Annotated in this window: 16 protein-coding genes and 2 pseudogenes; 10 read left to right on the top strand and 8 right to left on the bottom strand. The window is 68.8% G+C overall.

Annotated elements, in window-relative coordinates; all coding sequences use genetic code 11:
- The first annotated feature begins 56 nt into the window (after positions 1 to 56).
- The 6 genes from ACFVMC_RS14905 (at position 57) to ACFVMC_RS14880 (ending at position 6,242) form a co-directional block, all read left to right on the top strand.
- Entirely contained in the window at positions 57 to 2,057 is a 2,001-nt protein-coding gene (locus ACFVMC_RS14905) for an alginate lyase family protein (RefSeq protein WP_379210452.1), read from the top strand.
- Between the two features lie 168 nt (positions 2,058 to 2,225).
- Positions 2,226 to 3,401 carry a diguanylate cyclase gene (locus tag ACFVMC_RS14900; protein WP_379210450.1) on the top strand — a complete coding sequence of 392 codons (1,176 nt, stop codon included), beginning with the start codon at positions 2,226 to 2,228 and terminating at the stop codon, positions 3,399 to 3,401.
- 73 nt (positions 3,402 to 3,474) lie between these two features.
- A complete protein-coding gene (locus ACFVMC_RS14895; protein ID WP_379210448.1) occupies positions 3,475 to 3,777 on the top strand; it encodes a hypothetical protein in 303 nt (100 codons plus the stop codon).
- Positions 3,778 to 3,885: 108 nt separating this feature from the next.
- Positions 3,886 to 5,010, top strand: a complete 1,125-nt coding sequence (locus ACFVMC_RS14890; RefSeq protein ID WP_379210446.1) for a serine hydrolase domain-containing protein — start codon at positions 3,886 to 3,888, stop codon at positions 5,008 to 5,010.
- Positions 5,011 to 5,034: 24 nt separating this feature from the next.
- On the top strand, positions 5,035 to 5,820 hold the full coding sequence (locus ACFVMC_RS14885) for a MerR family transcriptional regulator (protein ID WP_379210445.1): 786 nt from the start codon (positions 5,035 to 5,037) through the stop codon (positions 5,818 to 5,820).
- A 59-nt stretch (positions 5,821 to 5,879) separates the two neighbouring features.
- Positions 5,880 to 6,242 (top strand): hypothetical protein, encoded by a 363-nt coding sequence (locus ACFVMC_RS14880; protein WP_379210443.1) that lies wholly within the window; start codon positions 5,880 to 5,882, stop codon positions 6,240 to 6,242.
- A 28-nt stretch (positions 6,243 to 6,270) separates the two neighbouring features.
- Here the strand turns inward: ACFVMC_RS14880 and ACFVMC_RS14875 are convergent, their stop codons facing one another.
- From ACFVMC_RS14875 to ACFVMC_RS14850, 6 genes are all read right to left on the bottom strand, one after another.
- On the bottom strand, positions 6,271 to 6,906 hold the full coding sequence (locus tag ACFVMC_RS14875; protein WP_379210441.1) for a DUF305 domain-containing protein: 636 nt from the start codon (positions 6,904 to 6,906) through the stop codon (positions 6,271 to 6,273).
- 1 nt (position 6,907) lies between these two features.
- On the bottom strand, positions 6,908 to 8,473 hold the full coding sequence (locus ACFVMC_RS14870) for an LVIVD repeat-containing protein (RefSeq protein WP_379210439.1): 1,566 nt from the start codon (positions 8,471 to 8,473) through the stop codon (positions 6,908 to 6,910).
- Between the two features lie 392 nt (positions 8,474 to 8,865).
- On the bottom strand, positions 8,866 to 9,720 hold the full coding sequence (locus ACFVMC_RS14865; RefSeq protein WP_379210437.1) for a 3-methyladenine DNA glycosylase: 855 nt from the start codon (positions 9,718 to 9,720) through the stop codon (positions 8,866 to 8,868).
- The gene (locus ACFVMC_RS14860) at positions 9,717 to 10,781 is read right to left on the bottom strand and encodes a hemolysin family protein (protein ID WP_379210593.1); all 1,065 of its coding nucleotides are present in this window, start codon (positions 10,779 to 10,781) and stop codon (positions 9,717 to 9,719) included. The genes ACFVMC_RS14865 and ACFVMC_RS14860 overlap by 4 nt, the downstream gene beginning before the upstream one ends.
- Complete coding sequence (locus ACFVMC_RS14855) at positions 10,774 to 12,258, bottom strand: hemolysin family protein (RefSeq protein WP_379210436.1); 1,485 nt, start codon at positions 12,256 to 12,258, stop codon at positions 10,774 to 10,776. Before ACFVMC_RS14855 ends, ACFVMC_RS14860 begins: the two co-directional genes overlap by 8 nt.
- 256 nt (positions 12,259 to 12,514) lie before the next feature.
- Positions 12,515 to 13,951, bottom strand: coding sequence for a GuaB1 family IMP dehydrogenase-related protein (locus tag ACFVMC_RS14850; protein WP_379210434.1), 1,437 nt, complete (start codon positions 13,949 to 13,951; stop codon positions 12,515 to 12,517).
- Between the two features lie 101 nt (positions 13,952 to 14,052).
- Between ACFVMC_RS14850 and ACFVMC_RS14845 the strand changes: the two genes are divergently transcribed.
- The 4 genes and pseudogenes from ACFVMC_RS14845 (at position 14,053) to ACFVMC_RS14830 (ending at position 15,781) form a co-directional block, all read left to right on the top strand.
- The gene (locus tag ACFVMC_RS14845) at positions 14,053 to 14,382 is read left to right on the top strand and encodes an ArsR/SmtB family transcription factor (RefSeq protein ID WP_379210432.1); all 330 of its coding nucleotides are present in this window, start codon (positions 14,053 to 14,055) and stop codon (positions 14,380 to 14,382) included.
- Positions 14,382 to 15,080: a cation diffusion facilitator family transporter gene (locus ACFVMC_RS14840; protein WP_379210431.1), complete on the top strand. Its 699-nt coding sequence runs from the start codon at positions 14,382 to 14,384 to the stop codon at positions 15,078 to 15,080. The genes ACFVMC_RS14845 and ACFVMC_RS14840 overlap by 1 nt, the downstream gene beginning before the upstream one ends.
- Before the next feature lie 5 nt (positions 15,081 to 15,085).
- A pseudogene (locus tag ACFVMC_RS14835) lies at positions 15,086 to 15,233 on the top strand (isoprenylcysteine carboxylmethyltransferase family protein); the annotation flags it as partial.
- A 104-nt stretch (positions 15,234 to 15,337) separates the two neighbouring features.
- A complete protein-coding gene (locus ACFVMC_RS14830; protein ID WP_379210429.1) occupies positions 15,338 to 15,781 on the top strand; it encodes a hypothetical protein in 444 nt (147 codons plus the stop codon).
- A 409-nt stretch (positions 15,782 to 16,190) separates the two neighbouring features.
- Here ACFVMC_RS14830 and ACFVMC_RS14825 read toward each other — a convergent pair.
- Together ACFVMC_RS14825 and ACFVMC_RS14820 are read right to left on the bottom strand one after the other, a co-directional pair.
- Positions 16,191 to 17,549, bottom strand: a pseudogene (locus ACFVMC_RS14825) (DEAD/DEAH box helicase); the annotation flags it as partial.
- Positions 17,550 to 17,716: 167 nt separating this feature from the next.
- Positions 17,717 to 18,655, bottom strand: a complete 939-nt coding sequence (locus ACFVMC_RS14820; protein ID WP_379210427.1) for a M56 family metallopeptidase — start codon at positions 18,653 to 18,655, stop codon at positions 17,717 to 17,719.
- Positions 18,656 to 18,740 lie beyond the last annotated feature (85 nt).

Genomic DNA, 18,740 nt, shown 5'->3' with positions numbered 1-18,740 from the left:
ATCAGTGACATGATTCCCGTAACCGGAGCCACCGGCATCGTCGCCGTGTTCCGCGCATGACCGATGCGCTGGACCCGCCGCTGACATTCGCGCTGTACCGGATCATCGGCAACGACCTACCGCCGCGGCATTCAACCGGACAGACGCTGCGCAACTTGAGATTTCAGCTCGAACACGAGAAACCGTTCGAGGACTGCGCGAAATGGTGGGTGGTGAACCGGATCCGGTCACCCGAGCAGGAGGCCGCGATACTCGGGCTGCTTCGCGAATGCGGGGCGCGATATCTGCGGATCCCGTTCGTACTCGACGAGTACGCGCGAATCCCTTGGGACACCGGATGTTTCCCGCAGGAGCAGTTCTTCCACACCGAGCAGTTCGCGGGGCTCAGGGCATCGCATCAGGTCAGCGCCGAGAACCGGGCGCGCCGCCTCAAGATCAACTATCTGATGAACGTCAACGGCGCCCGCAATACGGCGCTGGCGCACGGCCGCGACCACGCGCGCTGGATCCTGCCCTGGGACGGTAACTGTTTCGTGCACGAGCAGGCGTGGCGTCAGCTCGCCGACGCGATGCGCGCCGCCGGCCCCGAGCGCTACTGCGTCGTGCCGATGGCTCGTCTCGCCGACAACGACGACGCGCTGAGTGAGATCGGGTCGGCCGCTGCGACCGAGGAACCGCAGATCGCGTTCCGGGCCGACGCCGCCGAGGAATTCAGCCCGGAACACTGCTACGGATACCGGAACAAGATCGATCTGCTGATCCGGCTCGGCGTGCCCGGGCGCTGGGATGTCCGGCATGCGAAGGCGTGGGATCTGGCGGACGGCGCACGCTCGCCCGATGCGGGCCGATACCTGACGGCGGGCTGGGTCTACCGCCTGGACTCGGGCCACCCCGACCAGGAACTGGGTCCCGATTCGCTGTCGCGGCGCAGTTCCGCTCGCGGCGCGGCGATCAATGCGGCCATCGATGCGGTGGATCGGGCGGTCCTGGCGCGATGCTGGTCGGGGGACCGGCTGACCAGCTACGACCCGGAGTCGCCGACCGCGCCGGTCCGGGATCGGCTCGAGCGGGATGCCGCTGCGGCGCTGAGCCGCGGCGTGTACTCGGTGCTGGACAAATCCGCGACCCCGCCGAGTGGCGACTCGCACGACTACTTCAGCCCCGCGCCCCTGTGGACCCGCCTGGACGATGGCACGTTCGTCCGGCACGACGGCATCTGGCGCGATGACGCCCGCCTCTACAGCGCCGGCGCGGACCGCTTCGACCGCACCCGCGCCCAACGGCTGTTCGACGATACGACGGTACTCGCGCTCGCCTGGCGCGCGACCGGGCGCGCGGAGTTCGCCGAACACGGCGCCCGGCTGGTCCGGACCTGGTTCGTCGATCCCGCGACCCGCATGACGCCGCATCTGCGCTATGCGCAGTGGAAGGACGAGGCGAACCAGCACGGCATCATCGAATTCAAGGACCTGTACTACTTTCTCGACGCGGTACGACTGCTCGAGCGCTCGGGGCACCTCGCCGCCGCGGACCGAACGGGCTTGCGGGACTGGCTTGCTCGCTATCTGGAGTGGCTGATGACCGATCCCGCCGGGCAGCGGGAACGCCGGGGCCGCAACAATCACGGCGTCTACTTCGATTTGCAGACCGCCGCGATCGCGGCCTTCCTCGGTGACACCGCGGTACTCGCGGGCACGGTCCGCGGATTTCACGAACGCTTCGACGGGCATTTCGCCGCCGACGGCTCCCAGCCGCACGAACTCGCCCGGGCCAAGCCCGTGCACTACACCCTGTTCAATTTGCAGGGCTGGCTCAATCTCGCGACCCTGCTGCGGCGGTGCGGGGTCGATCTGGCCGACCACGAGCGGCGCCTGCGGCAGGCGGCCGACTACGCCACGGTGCTGGCCGCCGGCCCGGCCGCCACGGCCGAGAAGCTCGACCCGAATCGGCTACTGCCGCTGCGGCATCGCTTCGGCCGTTCACCGGACACCGGTCTGCTGGTCGAAAACGCGGTGCTGCACCCGTATTTCGGGATCAAGCCGTACTGGTTCCTGTAGGAATTCGTCCGCCGAACTGCCACCGGCGCGTTCGGGGGAAATGTTAGCCACAATTCTTGCTCGCATGAGATGTGGAAGGATCCGGTGCCCGCGGTGCGTCCCCGGCGGCTTCGATATGCCGGTATGGCAGTCTTGGGACAAGTCTCGCGGCCCGAAGGCGGTTTCTCGATGAGCGACAACCGATCGATGGTGCGCCGGTGGTGGCGCGATCGGGTCGCCTACCGCCGACTGGTCGAGACCTTCGCGGCGCACGGCGCGCTGGGCCCGTTCAAGTTCATGCTCGGTGCCGGCGGTGTGGTGATGCTGATGCTCGCGGTGCTGACCCCGGTGGCGCAGGGCGGAGTACCCGGGTGGGGCCTCGAGGTGCAGGGCATCGCCGAAGGCGCCGTCGCCGGGGCATGGACGGTGCGCTGGTGGTTCCTGCCGTGGCCGCGGGAATCGGAATCGCTGGCCTGGATCGTGCTCTTCGATCTCGATGCCGTCGCCAACGAATTACTCGCCCACAATCGGGTCGTCGGCGTGCTGGGCGTCGTGCTGCTGGCGGCGATGGGCGGGTATGTCGCGGTGTTCCACGGGCCGCGCATCCTCGCGTTGCACATCGTCTGGACCATGCTGGCCAGTGTGCTGCTGGCCGGGCTGATCATCAGTGGCGCCCTGCCCGGCCCACCGGCGAGCCGTCAGGCGGATATCGCGCTCGGCGTCGGAGTGGTCCTGGTGATGGCGGTGGTAGTCGGGGTGGTGCTGCCGTTCATGCAGTTCAGTCACTGGTTGCTGCGGGTCGACGCGCTCTCGGATCCGCTGACCGGACTGTTGAACCGGCGCGGGCTGGACTCGCACCTGCCGATGGTGATCGGCCGTCGCCGGCCCGCCACGGCCTCCGTGGCGACTCTGGATCTGGACCGGTTCAAGACGGTGAACGACACCTTCGGTCATTCACTCGGTGACGAAGTGCTGGTGCGTACGGCGCGACGCCTGCGGGCGACCGTCGATTCCGACGCGCTCATCGCGCGGACCGGCGGCGAGGAGTTCGTGGTGGTCGGCCATCTGCGGGCCGACGCCGCCGCGGTCGGTGAGCGGTTGCGGGCGGCGGTGGCGAGTTCGGCGGATCTGCCCATTGCGATCACGGCGAGCGTCGGTGTCGCTGTCCATCGCGCCGCGGGGGCACGCGGCGAAGTCGGCTACGAGGAGTTGCTCCGCGGCTCCGATTCGGCGATGTATCAAGCGAAGCGAGACGGCGGCAATGCGGTGGTGGTCGCGGTCGTGGAGGCGCCACCCGGGCGGGACGGCAGCGGGGACCAGTCGCGGAAGTGGCGGCTCGTCGGCTTCACGCCGAAGTCGCGATAGCACGCCGTTTTCGGTGCGTGGCATGGCGCCCACCGCTATTATGTTACTGGTCATTCTTCTAGATTGGAGCGCGATGATGCGTACCGTCTTCCGTTTCGCCGCCGCATCGACCGCGGCGGTGGCCCTTGTCTCGGCCTCCGCGAGCGCGGTTGCCGAACCGATCGAGCCGATTCCGGTGGCAGTCGAATCCGGTTCCGCCGCAGTGGATTCCGGTTCGGCCGCCGCGCAGTCGGCGGTGTGGCTGTTCCAGCAGGGCAACGTCATCGGATTCCTCGTGCTGCTGGGTGTCACGCCATTCCAGGTTCTGACCGGAGGGATCTGCGACCTGGCCACGATGTCGGCACTGCCGAATCCATGCCGAGCGGAAGCCTACTGACCTGCATGTGAGGCAGATCACTCTTGAGGCTGCCCCTAGGGCCGGGTGGAGGCTCGTCGGCATACCGCGACGCCGCCCCGAGCGTCGGGAACCGAAGGAGCAGACACCATGTCAACCACCGATATCTCGCAGGCCACCGTGGATCGCCCGGAGCTGCGGCAGGCGATCGAGGAGATCGTCGAGTCCGGATTCCTCGGGATGACCTTGCGGGTGCACGATCAGCGCGGCGAATGGGTCGACAGCGCCGGCGCCGCCGAACTCGGCGGGACCGCGATGCCGCCGGTCGACGGACACGTCCGGATCGGCAGCAACACCAAGACCTTCACCGCCACCCTCGTGCTGCAACTGGTGGCCGAGGGCCGGATCGCGCTCGACGCCCCGGTTGTCGGCTACCTGCCCGAGTTCGCGCTCGACGCCCGGATCACGGTGCGAATGCTGTTGCAGCACACCAGCGGGGTGTTCAACTTCACCGGCGAGGTCTACCCGGACGGCTCGGTGGTGCAGGGTATCGCGATCCCGTTCGGCACCACCGGTAAAGAGTGGGTGGACAACCGGTTCCGGACCTACCGGCCGGAGGAACTGGTGGAGCTGGCACTGTCCCGCCCGGCCCGGTTCGAACCGGGCACCGACTGGAGCTACTCCAACACCAACTATGTGCTGGCCCGCCTGCTGATCGAGCGAGTCACCGGGGCCTCGCTCGCCGCGGAGATGCAGCGCCTGATCCTGGGCCCGCTCGGGCTGTCCGGCACCGTGGTACCGGATACTTCACCGGAACTGCCCGAGCCGCACGCACACGCCTACTACCGCTACGAGGACGCCGCAGAGTCGAAGACCGTCGACGTCACCCGGTACAACCCGTCCTGGGTCTGCACCGGCGGCGACATGATCTCGACCACCCGGGACCTGCACACCTTCATCTCCGCGCTCAACAGCGGAAAGCTCCTGCCCGCCGAGTTGCTGGCCGACATGCGCACAGCGCGCCCGACGGGCATCTCGAACATGGAGTACGGACTGGGGGTTTTCGTGGTCACCCTTGCGGGCGGTGGCACCGTCATCTCGCACAACGGCGGCACCGTGGGGTCGGCGGCGCTCATGTACAGCACCTTCGACGGCAGCGCGACCCTGACCGCGACGCTGAACTATGTCGACGATGCCGAGCTGTCGCTCGCGGCCACCTTCCCGGACGCTCAGCAGCGGCTCGTCGCCACGGTGTTCGGCGAACAGGCCGAATAGGCGCGACCGAGGCAGGCTGGACAGATGATGAACGGAGTCACGACCGGGCAGGCGGCGGCATTCGTCGGCGTCACGGTGAAAACGGTGCGGCACTATCACAAGCTCGGCCTGGTCACGGAGCCCGAACGGGACGGCTCGGGCTACCGGCGGTACGGATCGGCGGAGTTGTTGCGACTGGTCCAGGTTCGGACATTCGCCACCGCCGGCGTACCGCTGGCCGAGATCGGGGCCCTGCTCGACGCCGACGCGGGCCGGTTCGCCGCGAGCCTCGCCACGGTCGAACAGCGGCTGACCGACCAGATCGCCGACCTGACCGCCCAGCGCGACACATTGCACCGGCTCGCCGATCGGGACCGAACCCTGCTGCCCGACCGCGCCTGCGCGATCCTGGACCGCATGTCGGCCCTCGGCTTCGGCCCCGAATACGTTGCCGCCCAACGCGAAGCCCTGGTCCTGACTCGCGCCCTGGTACCGGCCGGTCTCGACGCGATCCTGACCCAGTTCGAACAGCGCCTCGCCGACCCCGGCTACATCGACCTCACCAAACGCGCACTCGCAGCAGAGACCTGGGAACCGGACGACTCGAGAATCGACGAACTCGCCTCCGCCATAGCCGATTTCTACCTCACCAACCCCGCCCTGCTGGGCAACCCGGCCGCCGCCCGCACCTGGACCAACGCCCCCACCCAGTACCGCTTGATCAACCACCACCGCGAACACCAGGCCCCGATAGCGGCCCGGCTGACCGCGCTCACCGAAGCGAAACTCCGCGCCGCGGGCATCCGGATTCCCAGACCCGACTCCGGCTGACAGGTCGCCGAGCTGCCTGCCTCGGCCCGGCCGTTCAGCGCGCCGGTTACCTTCAGCGCATGGAGATTCCCGACCTCGCCGATCTCATCTGGTTGTTCGAGGATGAGCCGACGCGGCAGTTCGATGATCTGGAGTGGCCGATCGGTCTGCATTCGTTCCGGCTGACCCGAGGCGCGCACACCGTTCTGTTCTCGCTCGACCCCACAGCCGGCGAGGCCTACATCAGCCTTCGGACGGGAGAGGGCGAGCACACATATCTCGGCCGACTTCGCCCAGTGGATCGCATCGGTATCGACCGAGGCTCGGCCGACTACGAAGGTTTGCGCCTGTGGTTCCGGGACAGCGCGAGCGATCCGCTGATAGTGCAGACCAAGCCTCGGATTCGGCTGTCATGGGATATGAGAACCCTCGGCAGCTGGTAATTGCGGGCTACGGCATCGGCCCGGGTAGCTACGCCTGTAGCTGCGTCAGCATGACGCTCATGACGCCGAGTTCCTGGCTCTGCGCCTGGAACATGGCGCGGGCGGTTTCCTTGACCGGGCCGGAGGCGAGCAGGGCGTCGGCGGCCTGGGCCATGGAGATGCCGCCCTGGTGGTGGCGAATCATCAACTGGAGGAACAGGATGTCGGCGTCGCGGCCCCGGGCGGCGGCCAGGGCGTCGAGTTCGGTGGTGGTGGCCATGCCGGGCATCGTGTCGGGCGCCACCGAGGTGGTGACCGAATGCTGGTGGGCGGCAGTGGATGTGGTGCGCATCCAGGACATGGGGCGCGACGGCATGGGGGATGCCTCGGCCAGGCGCAGCCAGCCGAGCATGGTGCCGATCTCCAGACGCTGGGTGTCGGCGAGCTGCTGGGCCAAGCGCCGCACGGACGCGTTCGCGCCGGGGTCCAGGCGCTGGACCATCAGCAGCGCCTGCTGATGGTGGGCGGTCATGTCCTGGGCGAAGCCGACCTCGACGGAGTCGAGAACCGGTGGCGCCGTGCGGGTCTCGTCGATGAACAGCGGGCGCAGGGCCGCGCCGAGCACCAGCAGGGTGAACCCGGTCGTGACGTAGGCGGCGATCCGGGCCCACCGCGCTGTCGCCACGCTAGGACCCGACGATCGACTGCTGGTCCGCGGGCGCGGAGTACACCTCGTTGTCGAGCTGCAACACCATGAATCCGTTGTCCGAGCAGGCCACATAGAGCTGGTTGCCGCGCCATTCCGGCGGTGAGAAGCACCAGTCGGTGGACATGTCGCCGAACGCGACATCGCCGGTGCGCGGTGTCAGCGCGTCGTAGGGGTTGAACGAGCCCTCGAGCACGGTGCGGGCCAGCGGCAGCGAGGTCATGAACGGTACGCCGATGATCGAGGCCAGTGCGTGCGGTGAATTCCACAGCTGCAGATTGCGTCCGGTGCGCGCAGGCGGATTGAAGTACGCGATCTCGCGGATGGCGGCGGGGTCCCGCACGTCGAAAACCCGAATGCCGGAGGAGATCCAGCCGCAGGCCAGCGCGGTGGGGTTGGCCGGCCGGTCGGCGGCGCAGTAGTGCGATTCGTAGGCGAAGATCGAGCCGCCCATGGAGGAACCGATATTGCTGTCGATGTGCTGCGGCAGGTTGATCTCCAGCTTCAGCTTCGCCGCGACCCGGGGTTTGGTGTCGTTGCCGATATCGATGAGTTTGACTCCGCCGGAACCGCCTTCGTCGACGGTGAACAGATACGGTGCGCCGTCATAGGTGACGGGCACGCTGTGCTGGGTGGCCCAGCCGTCGGTCCAGAAGGTGCGGCCGATGTGGTGCACCTGCGGATTCGGGTCGCGGCGTTGCACCGCGCTGATGTCGAGCACGGTGAACCCGCCCAGCGCCGACAGATACATGCGGTTGCCGTCGGGGCTGATACCGAAGCCGTGGGCTTCGATGCCGGTCAGTCCCTGCCAGATCACCCGCGGGTGGGCGGGATCGGAAATGTCGACGGCGCTGACGAATCCGGGCGCGATGCCGGAGGCCCAATAGGTGTTGCCGTCGGGGGAGAACCCGCCCTCGTGCGTGGTGATGGGCAGCGGCATCAGGAGATTCGTGCCGGGGCCGGGGTTGAGCAGACGCGGGTGCGCGCAGTCGGAGATGTCGTAGATCGACAGGTAACCCACGCCCTCGCCGACTGGGACACCGGTGCCCACCAGTAGCTTGCGTTCGGTATTGACCTTGAGGCTCTCCCAGGTGCCCGCCAGCATGGCGGGCTCGGTGAGGTTGGCGGTCGGGCGGGGATCGGCCGGATCGGACACGTCGAGCACCTGGACGCCGCGGCCCTCGCTGATCAGGTCACCGGGGAAGAAGGAGCCCATGTAGGCGCAGTGCTCGAAGCTGGTGGAGGTGATGCCGGCCCCGCGACCGGCGAAATTGCCGACCATCGACATATTGCAGCGGTAGCCGAGGGTGCTGCGTCCGCTGTCGCGGTCGGCGGCCGGAACATCGCCCTGGAGACCGGGTTCGGGCATCGAGCCGGGACCACAGTCGGCTCGGGGGACAGACGTGCGGCCGAGGTCGAGCAGCTCTTGGACGGCGGTGCCGATATCGGTCTGCAGGTCGGCCGACGCGCTGTTCGGAAGGAACATGGCGGCGACCACGCCGATGGTGAGCAGGACAAGCGGCCGCGATCTCGGCAGTGAGCGCATCGTTGCGTCCCCCAAAAAACTGTCGGTGGTTATGGTGTTGCGCCCAACCGACTCAGACGGTTGGGTGAACTGACTGCATAGTATTAACTGCCGGTAACTTGTGGGAGGTTTCGGGAAATCCGCCCACGATGTGGAACGAGATCACCGTCCGGCGAAGAACTCCCGGATGTCGGCCACCATCAGTTCGGGCGCCTCCGCGGCGAGATACGCGCCGCCCCGGTCGAATTCGGTCCAGCGGTCGACCTACGCATCGCGCTCTGCCCCGTCGCCGGATGGTGACCGCCGACAGCGGCACCAGGAATTCGAGCAGTCCCATCGCGCCGCCCGGGTTGTCGTGCAGCAGGAGCAGGGTCCGCGCGTCGGGATTCGCGGATTCCGTTTCAACCCTTTCTTCAGGAGTGGGCGAGCAGGGCCTCGCACACGGTCCGCAAGCGCTCGCGCAGGCCTGCGGAGCGGTCGGCGATCGCCGCCTGCCGGCGCACGTACTCCGCGCGCCCGGCCGGCGACTCGATCGGAATCGGCTCGTAGCCGTAGTCGCCGAGGTCGTACGGGCTTGCCCGCATATCGAGTTCACGTGCGGCGCAGGCCAACTCGAAGCAGTCCAGCACCAGATCAGAGGCGGTCAGCGGAGCCAGCTTGAAACTCCACTTGTAGATGTCCATATTGGCGTGCAAGCAACCGGGCTGTTCCCGCTCGACCTGATCGGCTCGGGTCAGCGGCTGGGCATTGCGGCCGACCGCTTCCGGGGTGAAGAAGCGGAACGCGTCGAAATGGGTGCAGCGCAACGACATCGACTCGACCACCGCATCGGTGCCCGCCCGGCCGAGCCGCAGCGGCACCTGCTGGTGGCGCACGTCATCGGTCCGGTAGACCATGGCCCACTCGTGCAGGCCGAAGCACGAGAGTTGGGCGGGGCGAGCGGCGGTGGCGCGCAACAGATTCGCAGCGAACTCGACCGTGTCGCGGCGCTTGGCCAGAAACGCCGGATCGGCGGTATGACCCGCCTCGACCCGGTGATATCCACGCGCGCCGTCGTATTCGCCCGCAGCCCCCAGCACGACGCCGAAACCCGGGTGCCAGCGCCGCAATTGGGCCGGCTTGTGCCCGTAATAGGTGAACAGGAAATCGATCACCGGGTGGGCGGAGCCCGCGGCTCGCCGATCCAGATACGGGCCGACGAGCCGGTCCAGGCGGGCGCGGTGCTCGGCCGCACGCGCCCGCCAATCGGCTTCGAGCAGGACGGTCATTCGATCACGCGGTGCGTCCCGTCGCGCACGGTGCCCACGAACTCCTCGACCAGATCCTCCAGCGCCACGATGCCGATCGTATTGCCGTGATTGTCGACCACCCGGCCCAGGTGACTGCTGGTACGACGCAAACGGGCCAGCGCCTCGTCCAGCGTGGCCGTCGCGCCGACCGTGGGCAGCGGGCGGATATCGGTGCGCGGGATCGGCGTACTCGGCCCGGCGGTCTCGTCGGCGACCTTGTCCAACACGTCCTTGACATGCAGGTAGCCCACGAGCGAGCCGTCGTCGGCCCGCACCGGATAGCGGGAGAACCCGGTCTCGGCGACCGCGGTCTCGATATCGCCCAGCGTGGTGCCGTTACCGCGCAGCGGCACCGAACGGGTGGTGGCCAGCGGCACCAGCACATCGCCGACCGTGCGTTCGGAGGTGCCGAGCGCCTGGGTCAACCGGCGATGCTCCTCCTCGTCGAGCAGCCCCTCGGAGCGGGACTCGCCGATCATCTCGGCCAGTTCCACGCTCGAGACCGTGGCCTCGAGCTCGTCCTTGGGTTCGATCCGCAGCATGCGCAGCGTGATGTTGGCGGCGAAGTTGTAGATCGCGATCAACGGCCGCGCCAGGCTCAGCCACGCGAGGTGGATCGGAACCAGCAGCAGCGCACTGCGTTCCGGCCCGGCCAGGGCGATGTTCTTCGGGATCATCTCGCCGAAGAGGATGTGCAGGATCACCACGATGGTCAGGGCGCCCGCGAACGCCACCGGATGCAGTAACCCCTCGGGCAGGCCGAGCAGGTCGAACGGGCCCTCCAGCAGATGCGCCACCGCGGGCTCGCCGACCCGGCCCAGCAGGATCGAGCAGATGGTGATGCCGAGCTGGGCCGCGGCCAGCATCATCGACAGGTTCTCACCCGCCCGGATCACCGTGTCGGCATTGCGTTTACCTTGCGCCGCGAGCGCTTCCAGGCGATCGCGGCGAGCCGAGATCAGCGCGAACTCGGCCGCGACGAAGAACGCGTTGGCCGCCAGCAGCACGACGGTCAGCAGAATTCCGAACAGATCACCCATGGTGGTGCTCACCCACTCCGTTGTGCTCCGAGCTGTACTCCTGCTGGGTCAGTTGCGCCGGATCGGCGGCGTTCTCATCGGGTGCGGGCGCGACCAGGTCGTCCGCCTGGCGTTCTCGTGCCGCCAGCACCTCGCCCGTCACCGGGATCAGCCGCACCCGATCGATTCGGCGGCCGTCCATCCGTTCGACCCGGGCGATCCAGCCGCCCTCCTCGCTCTCGTACGGATGACGGTGGTGCGCAGGCGAATTCGGCAGCACGACCTCGTCGTCCACCTCCGGGATGCGCCCCAGCCGCGTGAGCACCAGACCACCCAGGGTCTCGTACTCGCCCTCGGGCGCGTCGTAACCGGTCGCCCGGGACACCTCGTCGATTCGCAGCAGACCCGAGCAGTCCCAGCCGTCGACCACCCGGCGGACGTCGCGCTCCTCCTCGTCGTGCTCGTCGCGCACATCGCCGAGGATCTCCTCGATCAGGTCCTCCATGGTGACGATGCCCGCGGTGCCGCCGTACTCGTCGACGACCAGCGCGACCTGCATGCCGTGGGCGCGCACCCGCTCGAGCACCTCGTCACCGTCGAGGCTGGCGGGCACCACCGGCACCGGGGTGGCCAGCCGGCGCAGCGCGACGGTCCGGCGGGCGCTCACCGGATGGGTGAACGCCTGCTTGACGTGCACGACGCCCAGCGTGTTGTCCAGATCGCCGTCGATCACCGGGAACCGGGAGTAACCGGTGCGTGCGGCGGCCGCGATCAGATCGGCAATGGTGTCGTGCTGATCCAGCGACTCGATCTTCACCCGCGGAGTCATCAACTCCTCCGCGCTGCGCTCACCGAACTGCAGGGAGCGGTCCATGACCTGCGCGGTCCGCTGATCCAGCGCGCCACGCAGCGCGGAGGTGCGCACCAGCGAACCCAGCTCCTGTGGCGAGCGGGCCGAGCGCAGCTCCTCGGCCGGTTCGATACCCATCCGGCGCACCACCCAGTTGGCGGTGCCGTTGAGGAAATGGATCATCCACTTGAAGACCCGCGAGAACGCGACCATCGGGCCGGCCGTGAATCGCGCGGTGGCCAGCGGCTTGGCGATGGCGATGTTCTTGGGCACCAGCTCGCCGTAGACCATGGACAGCGAGGTGGCCAGCACCAGCGCCAGCGCCAGCGAAATACCGTTGGCGACACCGTCTTTCAGGCCGAGCGCGCCGAACAGCGGCGACAGTAGCCGAGCCAGCACGGGTTCGGCGATATAGCCGGTGATCAGGGTGGTGATGGTGATGCCGAGCTGCGCGCCGGACAACTGGAACGAGAGCGTGCGATGCGCCTGGCGCACCAGGCGGGCGCGTCGGTCACCGTCGCGGGCATGGGATTCGACGGTGCTGCGCTCGAGCGCGGTGAGCGAGAACTCGGCGGCGACGAACAGCGCGGTGCCCGCGGTCAGGGCGATGAACCCGACCAGGCTGAGTACGGTCAGTGCGACGGACATGTTCAGCACCGCCCGTCGCGGCTGGGTTTGGAAGGGTCGTCGGAATCGGCAGGGACTGCGGGGGGATGGAGAGCGCCGGGTTTGTCACCCGGCTCGGTAGAGGAGCCCTCCTTGGCGGCGCCCTTGGACGCGGGTGACAACTGGTTCCTTTCGGCGGTGGAAATTCAGGGACCGGGATTACCGGTGTGCCCTAGATGGTACCGGCCCACACGAGGGATCGTGTGGGCCGGTGATCGAGTCGCGGTGGTGTGTCGGGTTACCAGCCGCTGGGCAGCGGGCGCCCCTCGGCGAAACCGGCCGCGGACTGCACGCCGAGCACCGCCCGGTCGTGGAACGCGGGCAGGCTGCGGGCACCGGCGTAGGTGCAGGCGCTGCGCACACCGGAGCAGATGTGGTCGATCAGATCCTCGACGCCGGGGCGTTCGGGGTCCAGGCGCATGCGCGAGCTGGAGATGCCCTCCTCGAACAGCGCCTTGCGGGCCCGGTCGAAGCCGCTGTCGGTGGCGGTACGCGCGGCGACCGCGCGCTTGGACGCCATGCCGAAGCTCTCCTTGTAGCGGTTGCCGTCACGATCGGTGCGCAGGTCGCCCGGCGACTCGTAGGTACCGGCGAACCACGAGCCGATCATCACGTTGGACGCGCCCGCGGCCAGGGCGAGCGCCACGTCGCGCGGATGGCGCACGCCGCCGTCGGCCCAGATGTGGACGCCGAGTTCCTTTGCGGCGGCGGCGCATTCGGCCACCGCGGAGAACTGCGGACGACCGACGCCGGTCATCATGCGGGTGGTGCACATGGCGCCCGGGCCGACACCGACCTTGACGATGGTGGCGCCTGCGGCGGCCAGATCGCGCACACCCTGTGCGGAGACCACATTGCCCGCGACCAGCGGCACGCCCAGGTCCAGATCGGCGACGGTGCGCAGCGATTCCAGCATCTTTTCCTGGTGGCCGTGCGCGGTGTCGAGCACGAGCAGGTCGGCGCCCGCGTCGACCAGGGCCTTGGCCTTGGCGGCGACATCGCCGTTGATACCGACGGCCGCCGCGATGCGCAGCCGGCCGTCGGAGTCGACGTTGGGCTGGTAGATGCCGGCGCGGACGGTGCCGGTGCGGGTCATCACGCCGGCCAGGGTGCCGTCGGTGTTGGTGAGCACGGCGAAGGTGGCGCGGCCCGCCTCGAGCAGGTCGAAGATCTCGCGCGGGGAGGTGTCGGCCGGCGCGGCGACGAACGCGGTGTTCATCACGTCGCGCAGCCGGGCGAATCGGTCCACGTCGGTGCAGGCCGCCTCGGTGACGACGCCCACCGGCTGGTTGCCGTCGACGACCACGACGGCGCCGTGCGCGCGCTTGTGGATCAGGGCGACGGCCTCGGAGACCGAACGTTCCGGGTCCAGGGTGACCGGGGTGTCGGCGGTGAGCGAGCGGCTCTTCACGAACGCGATGGTGTCGGCGGCCGCGCTGATCGGCAGATCCTGCGGTAGCACCACGATGCCGCCGCGACGGGCGACCGTCTCGGCCATCCGGCGTCCGGCGACCGCGGTCATATTGGCCACGACAATCGGGATGGTGGTACCGGACCCATCGACGGTCGACAGATCTACGTCGAACCGGGACGCGACATCCGTCCGATTCGGGACGAGAAAGATGTCGTCGTAGGTCAGGTCGTAGGGCGGCTGATGGCCGGGGAGAAACTGCACTTGACCAATACTAACCGGCTCTGACTCGATTCGTGCAAACTCCCCGCGTGCACGTTTGTACATCTTGATCTGAATACAGAATTATCTGTACTGTTTGTGGCATGGACACCGCACAGCACAGCGACGCCCTGTCGCGCTTCGGTTACGCGCTCTCGGATGCGACCCGCACCCAGATCCTGCTGCACCTGCGTACCGCACCCGGGTACCCGTCGGAACTGGCCGAACAGATCGGAGTGTCCCGCCAGATCCTGTCCAACCACCTGGCCTGCCTGCGGGGCTGCGGCATGGTCGTCGCGGTGCCGGAGGGGCGCCGGGCGCGCTACGAACTCGCCGATCCCCGCATCGGGCGCGCCCTCGACGATCTCCTCGGACTCGTGCTCGCGGTCGACCCGGCGTGCTGCCCGGGCACGGATCGCGACGGGTGCTGTTGATGACCGAGCTGCCCATGCCGGTGTTCGGGGCGCCTGTCGCCCCGGTCGCGCAGCGCCACATGGTCCTGGCGCGGCGGATTCGCCGGCTCGTGGCCGCGACCATCACCTACAACGTGATCGAAGCGGGTGTGGCCCTAGGTGAAGGGGCGCGGGTGTCCTCGGCGGCGCTGGTCGGGTTCGGGCTGGACTCGGTGGTCGAGGTGTCGTCGGCGGCCGCGGTGGCGTGGCAGTTCGCGGGGCGGGATCCGGCGGCGCGGGAGCAGGTGGCGCTGCGGGTCATCGCGTTCTCGTTCTTCGCGCTGGCCCTGTACGTCACGGTGGACGCGATCCACGCGTTGTTCGGCGCGGGCGAGGTGCGGCACTCGCCGGTCGGAATCGGTATGGCCACAGCGAGTTTGCTCGTCATGCCGGTGTTGTCGCTGGCCCAGCGACGGGCCGGGCGCGAACTCGGTTCGGCGTCGGCGGTCGCCGATTCGAAGCAGACGCTGCTGTGCACCTACCTGTCGGCGGTCCTGTTGATCGGGTTGGTGCTCAACAGCCTGTTCGGCTGGTCGTGGGCGGATCCGATCGCCGCACTGGTCATCGCGGTGATCGCGGTGAAAGAGGGATCGAACGCCTGGAAGGGCGATACCTGCTGTGCGACACCGCGTGCCGCGGGAACGGAATCGGTCGCCTGCTGCGACCACGACGAAGGATGAGGGCGATGGCTGTATCGGCGCTGGTGCTGTACCTGGTGTTCGGGATTCTCGGTTTCGGCTGGCGCAGCGTGCGACAGCGCCGAGCCACCGGCTCGACCGGGGTTCCGTGGTGTCAGCGGAGCGCCGGGATCGCTGGAATGGCTTGCGGGAATCTTCGTCGCACCCATGGCTTCGCCTACGGGGACACCGCAGCGCCACCGGTCGGCTTCCTTTCCAGTATCGGCAGATCGGGGCGGTAGATGTATTGCCTGGAAGCAGTGATCGCCACCGAACGTGTGCTGCGTGAAGTGGTGCGTTCGATCGAGGTGGCTCGAATAGTCCCGCTCGGCCACCACCTGTCGATACTGCCCATGACCGACCCGTTGGCGACCGCACTGGCCGACGTGGATGGACCCGAACTCGACGAATTCTGGGAGGCCCCACCGGGGCTCGGTCTCCTGCTGGCCACCGGTTCCATCTCAGGCCCCGTCGCCTACGTCGAGGCCGAGTACTTCGGCGGAACCGGCACCCAGTGCGCGCAAGTGTGGGACGCGGGCGAGGTAGTTCTCGGCCCGACACGGTCGTCGGCCCCGGACGGCGCCACCCCGATCTCTCGAGCCCTTCGACAGCTGGGCGTGATCAGAACGAGCTCCGACGAATTCGACGCCGTCGACTTGGGGCGCCACCGTCGAACGGCCGACTGGCTTCCACCCTTCCAATGACGACAGGCGCCGAACTCCGGCCGGACTCGAGCTAGTTTGCTCCGCGGTTGCGGGAGGTGGGGGAGCCTTGGGGGCGTCCGGCGCGTCGGCGGGTGTGTCCGGGCGTGTCAGTGCCGGTCGCGCGCGTCGCGCGGCCGGTCGACGCATTGGCGGCTGAGCGGGTGTGCGCGGCAGGGGAATTGGTGGATGACGCGTGACCCGAGCCCGAAACATCAGGGCGACCGGGTGATTTCGAGTTGCCGGTGCCCCGGCCGGTGCTCGCGCCGCGACCCGAGGGTCCGTTGGCGGAGTGGGCGCCGGTAGACCCGCGACCGGACTTGCCGGCCCCACGACCGGTGAAACCTGCTGCGGGACGCCCGGATCCACCCGAGCGCCGGGTCGGCGAAGACGCGTCGTCCCGGCGGTCCGATGCGCCGGAACGCCTGTTGCCTGCGCCGGAACGGCCCGAGTCGGCGGCACGGCCGGCACCGCTGGGGCGGCCCGGGGTGCCGGGACGGCCGGAACCGGTTGCGGTGCGGCCTGATTCACCCGAGCGCCGACCGCCACGACCGCCACCCTGCTGGGCGGGAGCGTTGGCCGGGGCGAGGGGCACGCCCGGAGGCTGCTTCGCCCCTGTGATCTCGACGAGCTTCTGGGCACCGGGCCGCACGGCGACGCCGACGACGTCGACGCCCGCCTTGCGGGTCATCTTCTCGACATCGGCGCGTTCGTCGGTGGTGACCATGGTGACGACGACGCCGTCCTCACCGGCGCGGGCAGTGCGGCCCGCGCGGTGCAGGTAGGCCTTGGATTCGGCCGGTGGGTCGACGTGCACGACCAGGGAGATGCCGTCGACGTGGATGCCGCGCGCGGCGACATCGGTGGTGACCAGGACGGGGGTGGTGCCGTCGGCGAACGCGGCGAGGGTACGTTCCCGGTTGTTCTGGGCTTTGCCGCCGTGCAGCGCACCCGCGGCGATGCCCGCGCCCCGCAACTGCTTGGCCAGGCGGTCGGCGCCGTGCTTGGTGCGCACGAACATGATGGTGAGCCCATCGCGGGCGGCGATCTCGGTGACCACGGCACGCTTGTCGAACTTGTCACGCACGAACAGCAGGTGATGCGACATGGTGGCGACCGACGCCGAGGGCGGGGCGGTGGAATGGGTGACCGGCGACCGCAGGTACTTCTTCACCAGCTTGTCGACATCACCGTCGAGGGTGGCCGAGAACAGCAGGCGCTGACCGTCTTTCGGCGTCCGGTCGAGCAGTTTGGTGACCTGCGGCAGGAACCCCATGTCGGCCATGTGGTCGGCTTCGTCGAGCGCGGTGATCCGCACGTCGGACAGGTCGGCGGAGCGCTGCTTGATCAGGTCCTCGAGCCGGCCGGGCGTCGCGATCAGCAGGTCGACGCCGCGCGCGAGCCGGTCGGCCTGTCGTTTGATGGGCGCGCCGCCGACCACGGAGGCGACCCGAAGCCCGAGCGCGAGCGCGGGCTCGTCGAGGGCGCGCTCGATCTGGGTGGCCAACTCCCGGGTCGGCACCAGGATCAAGCCGCGCGGGCGGCCGGGCTGGGCGCCGGCGTTGCGGGCGAGGGTGGCCAGCATCGGCAGGCCGAAGGCGAGGGTCTTGCCGGAGCCGGTGGGGCCGCGGCCGAGGACGTCCTTGCCGGCGAGCGCGTCGCGGCAGGTGGCGGCCTGGATCGGGAACGGCGCCTCGATGCCGTTGCGGCGCAGGGCCTGGACGAGGACGGCGGGTAGGCCCAGCTCCGCGAAGGTAACCGAGGGGGTCAAGTGGGTGCCTTTCGTGTTCGACGCACTGTTGGGTCGGTGAACACGAGCGGGGTTCACCGCACGGTGCGCCGGTGTCGGGGCACTCGTGGTGGAGAGGGGGATCGGGTCGGGCGGCGGTACGTTGTCCAGCCGAACGCGGGAAGCCGATCGAACTGATCGAGCGTGGGTCAGCTCCGGAAGAGTCGGCCGATCTCGACCAGCCAGGGTACCGCGACGGCGAGGGTCGGCACCACCAGGATGGCGGCGGACCCCAGGTAGGCGGCCGAAGCGAGACGAAGATCACCGATCTGGCCGCTCAAACGCTGGATCCGGATCAAGGTGGTGGGTCCACCGGCGGCGAGCGCGCCCTGCGGTGCGGTGGATTTGGCGCAGGCGACGAGTGCGCGGGCCAGCGGCTTGGGTCCGGTGACCTTCACCGCGGAGTCGTCGGCGAGCAGTTCGATCAGCAGTTTCACCGAGCCGAGCGCGGCCTTGGAGCGGACCACTCGCGGGAACGCCTCGTGCACGGCGGTGAACGCCTCGAGCACCAGGTCGTGGCGGGCGCGCAGGTGGGAACGCTCGTGGCTGACGATCGCGGTCACCTCGGCGTCGTCGAGGCTGGTCAGGGTGCCTTCGCTGAGTACGACGCGCTGGCGCAGCCCGGGCAGACAATAGGCGATCGGCTCGGTGGCGGCCAGCACCCGGATATCGGCGGCGCGACGTTCCGGGCCGCTCTGGTCCAGTAGGTCGACGAGCATGCGATGCCGGTTGCGGCGGCGCCGGGTGTGCACGCCGACCCGGACGATGGAGAAGATGAGCCGCGCCCCGACGAGCAGGGTCAGCGCGAACACCATCACATAGGCCAGCCACAGCGGCAGCCCGAGCGCGTCGATCTCGCGGGTCGGGTTGGTGGTGGGCCGGCCGTCGGCTCCGGGGACCAGCAGTTCGGAGGCGATGGCCAGACCGGAGCCGAAGGCGGAGAGCACCGCGGCCAGCGCGATGGCCTGCCACAACACGAGCGCCGCGCGTGGAACCCGGTAGGGCCAGGTCGCGCGGCTCAGCAGAGCTGGAGCAGGCCCCGCGAGAAGCAATGCGAGTCCGGCGAATACCGGCGCGGTTGCGTTCATCGACTCAGCTCACTGCATTGGGGGATGGTCGGCCGGCTTGCCGGCGGGGTGGGTATGAAACTGTGGGGCCTGGGACGACAGGTAG

Origin of the sequence: Nocardia sp. NPDC127579, assembly GCF_042672005.1 — a bacterium.
GTDB lineage: Bacteria > Actinomycetota > Actinomycetes > Mycobacteriales > Mycobacteriaceae > Nocardia.
This window is presented reverse-complemented; position numbering and strand designations above follow the sequence as displayed.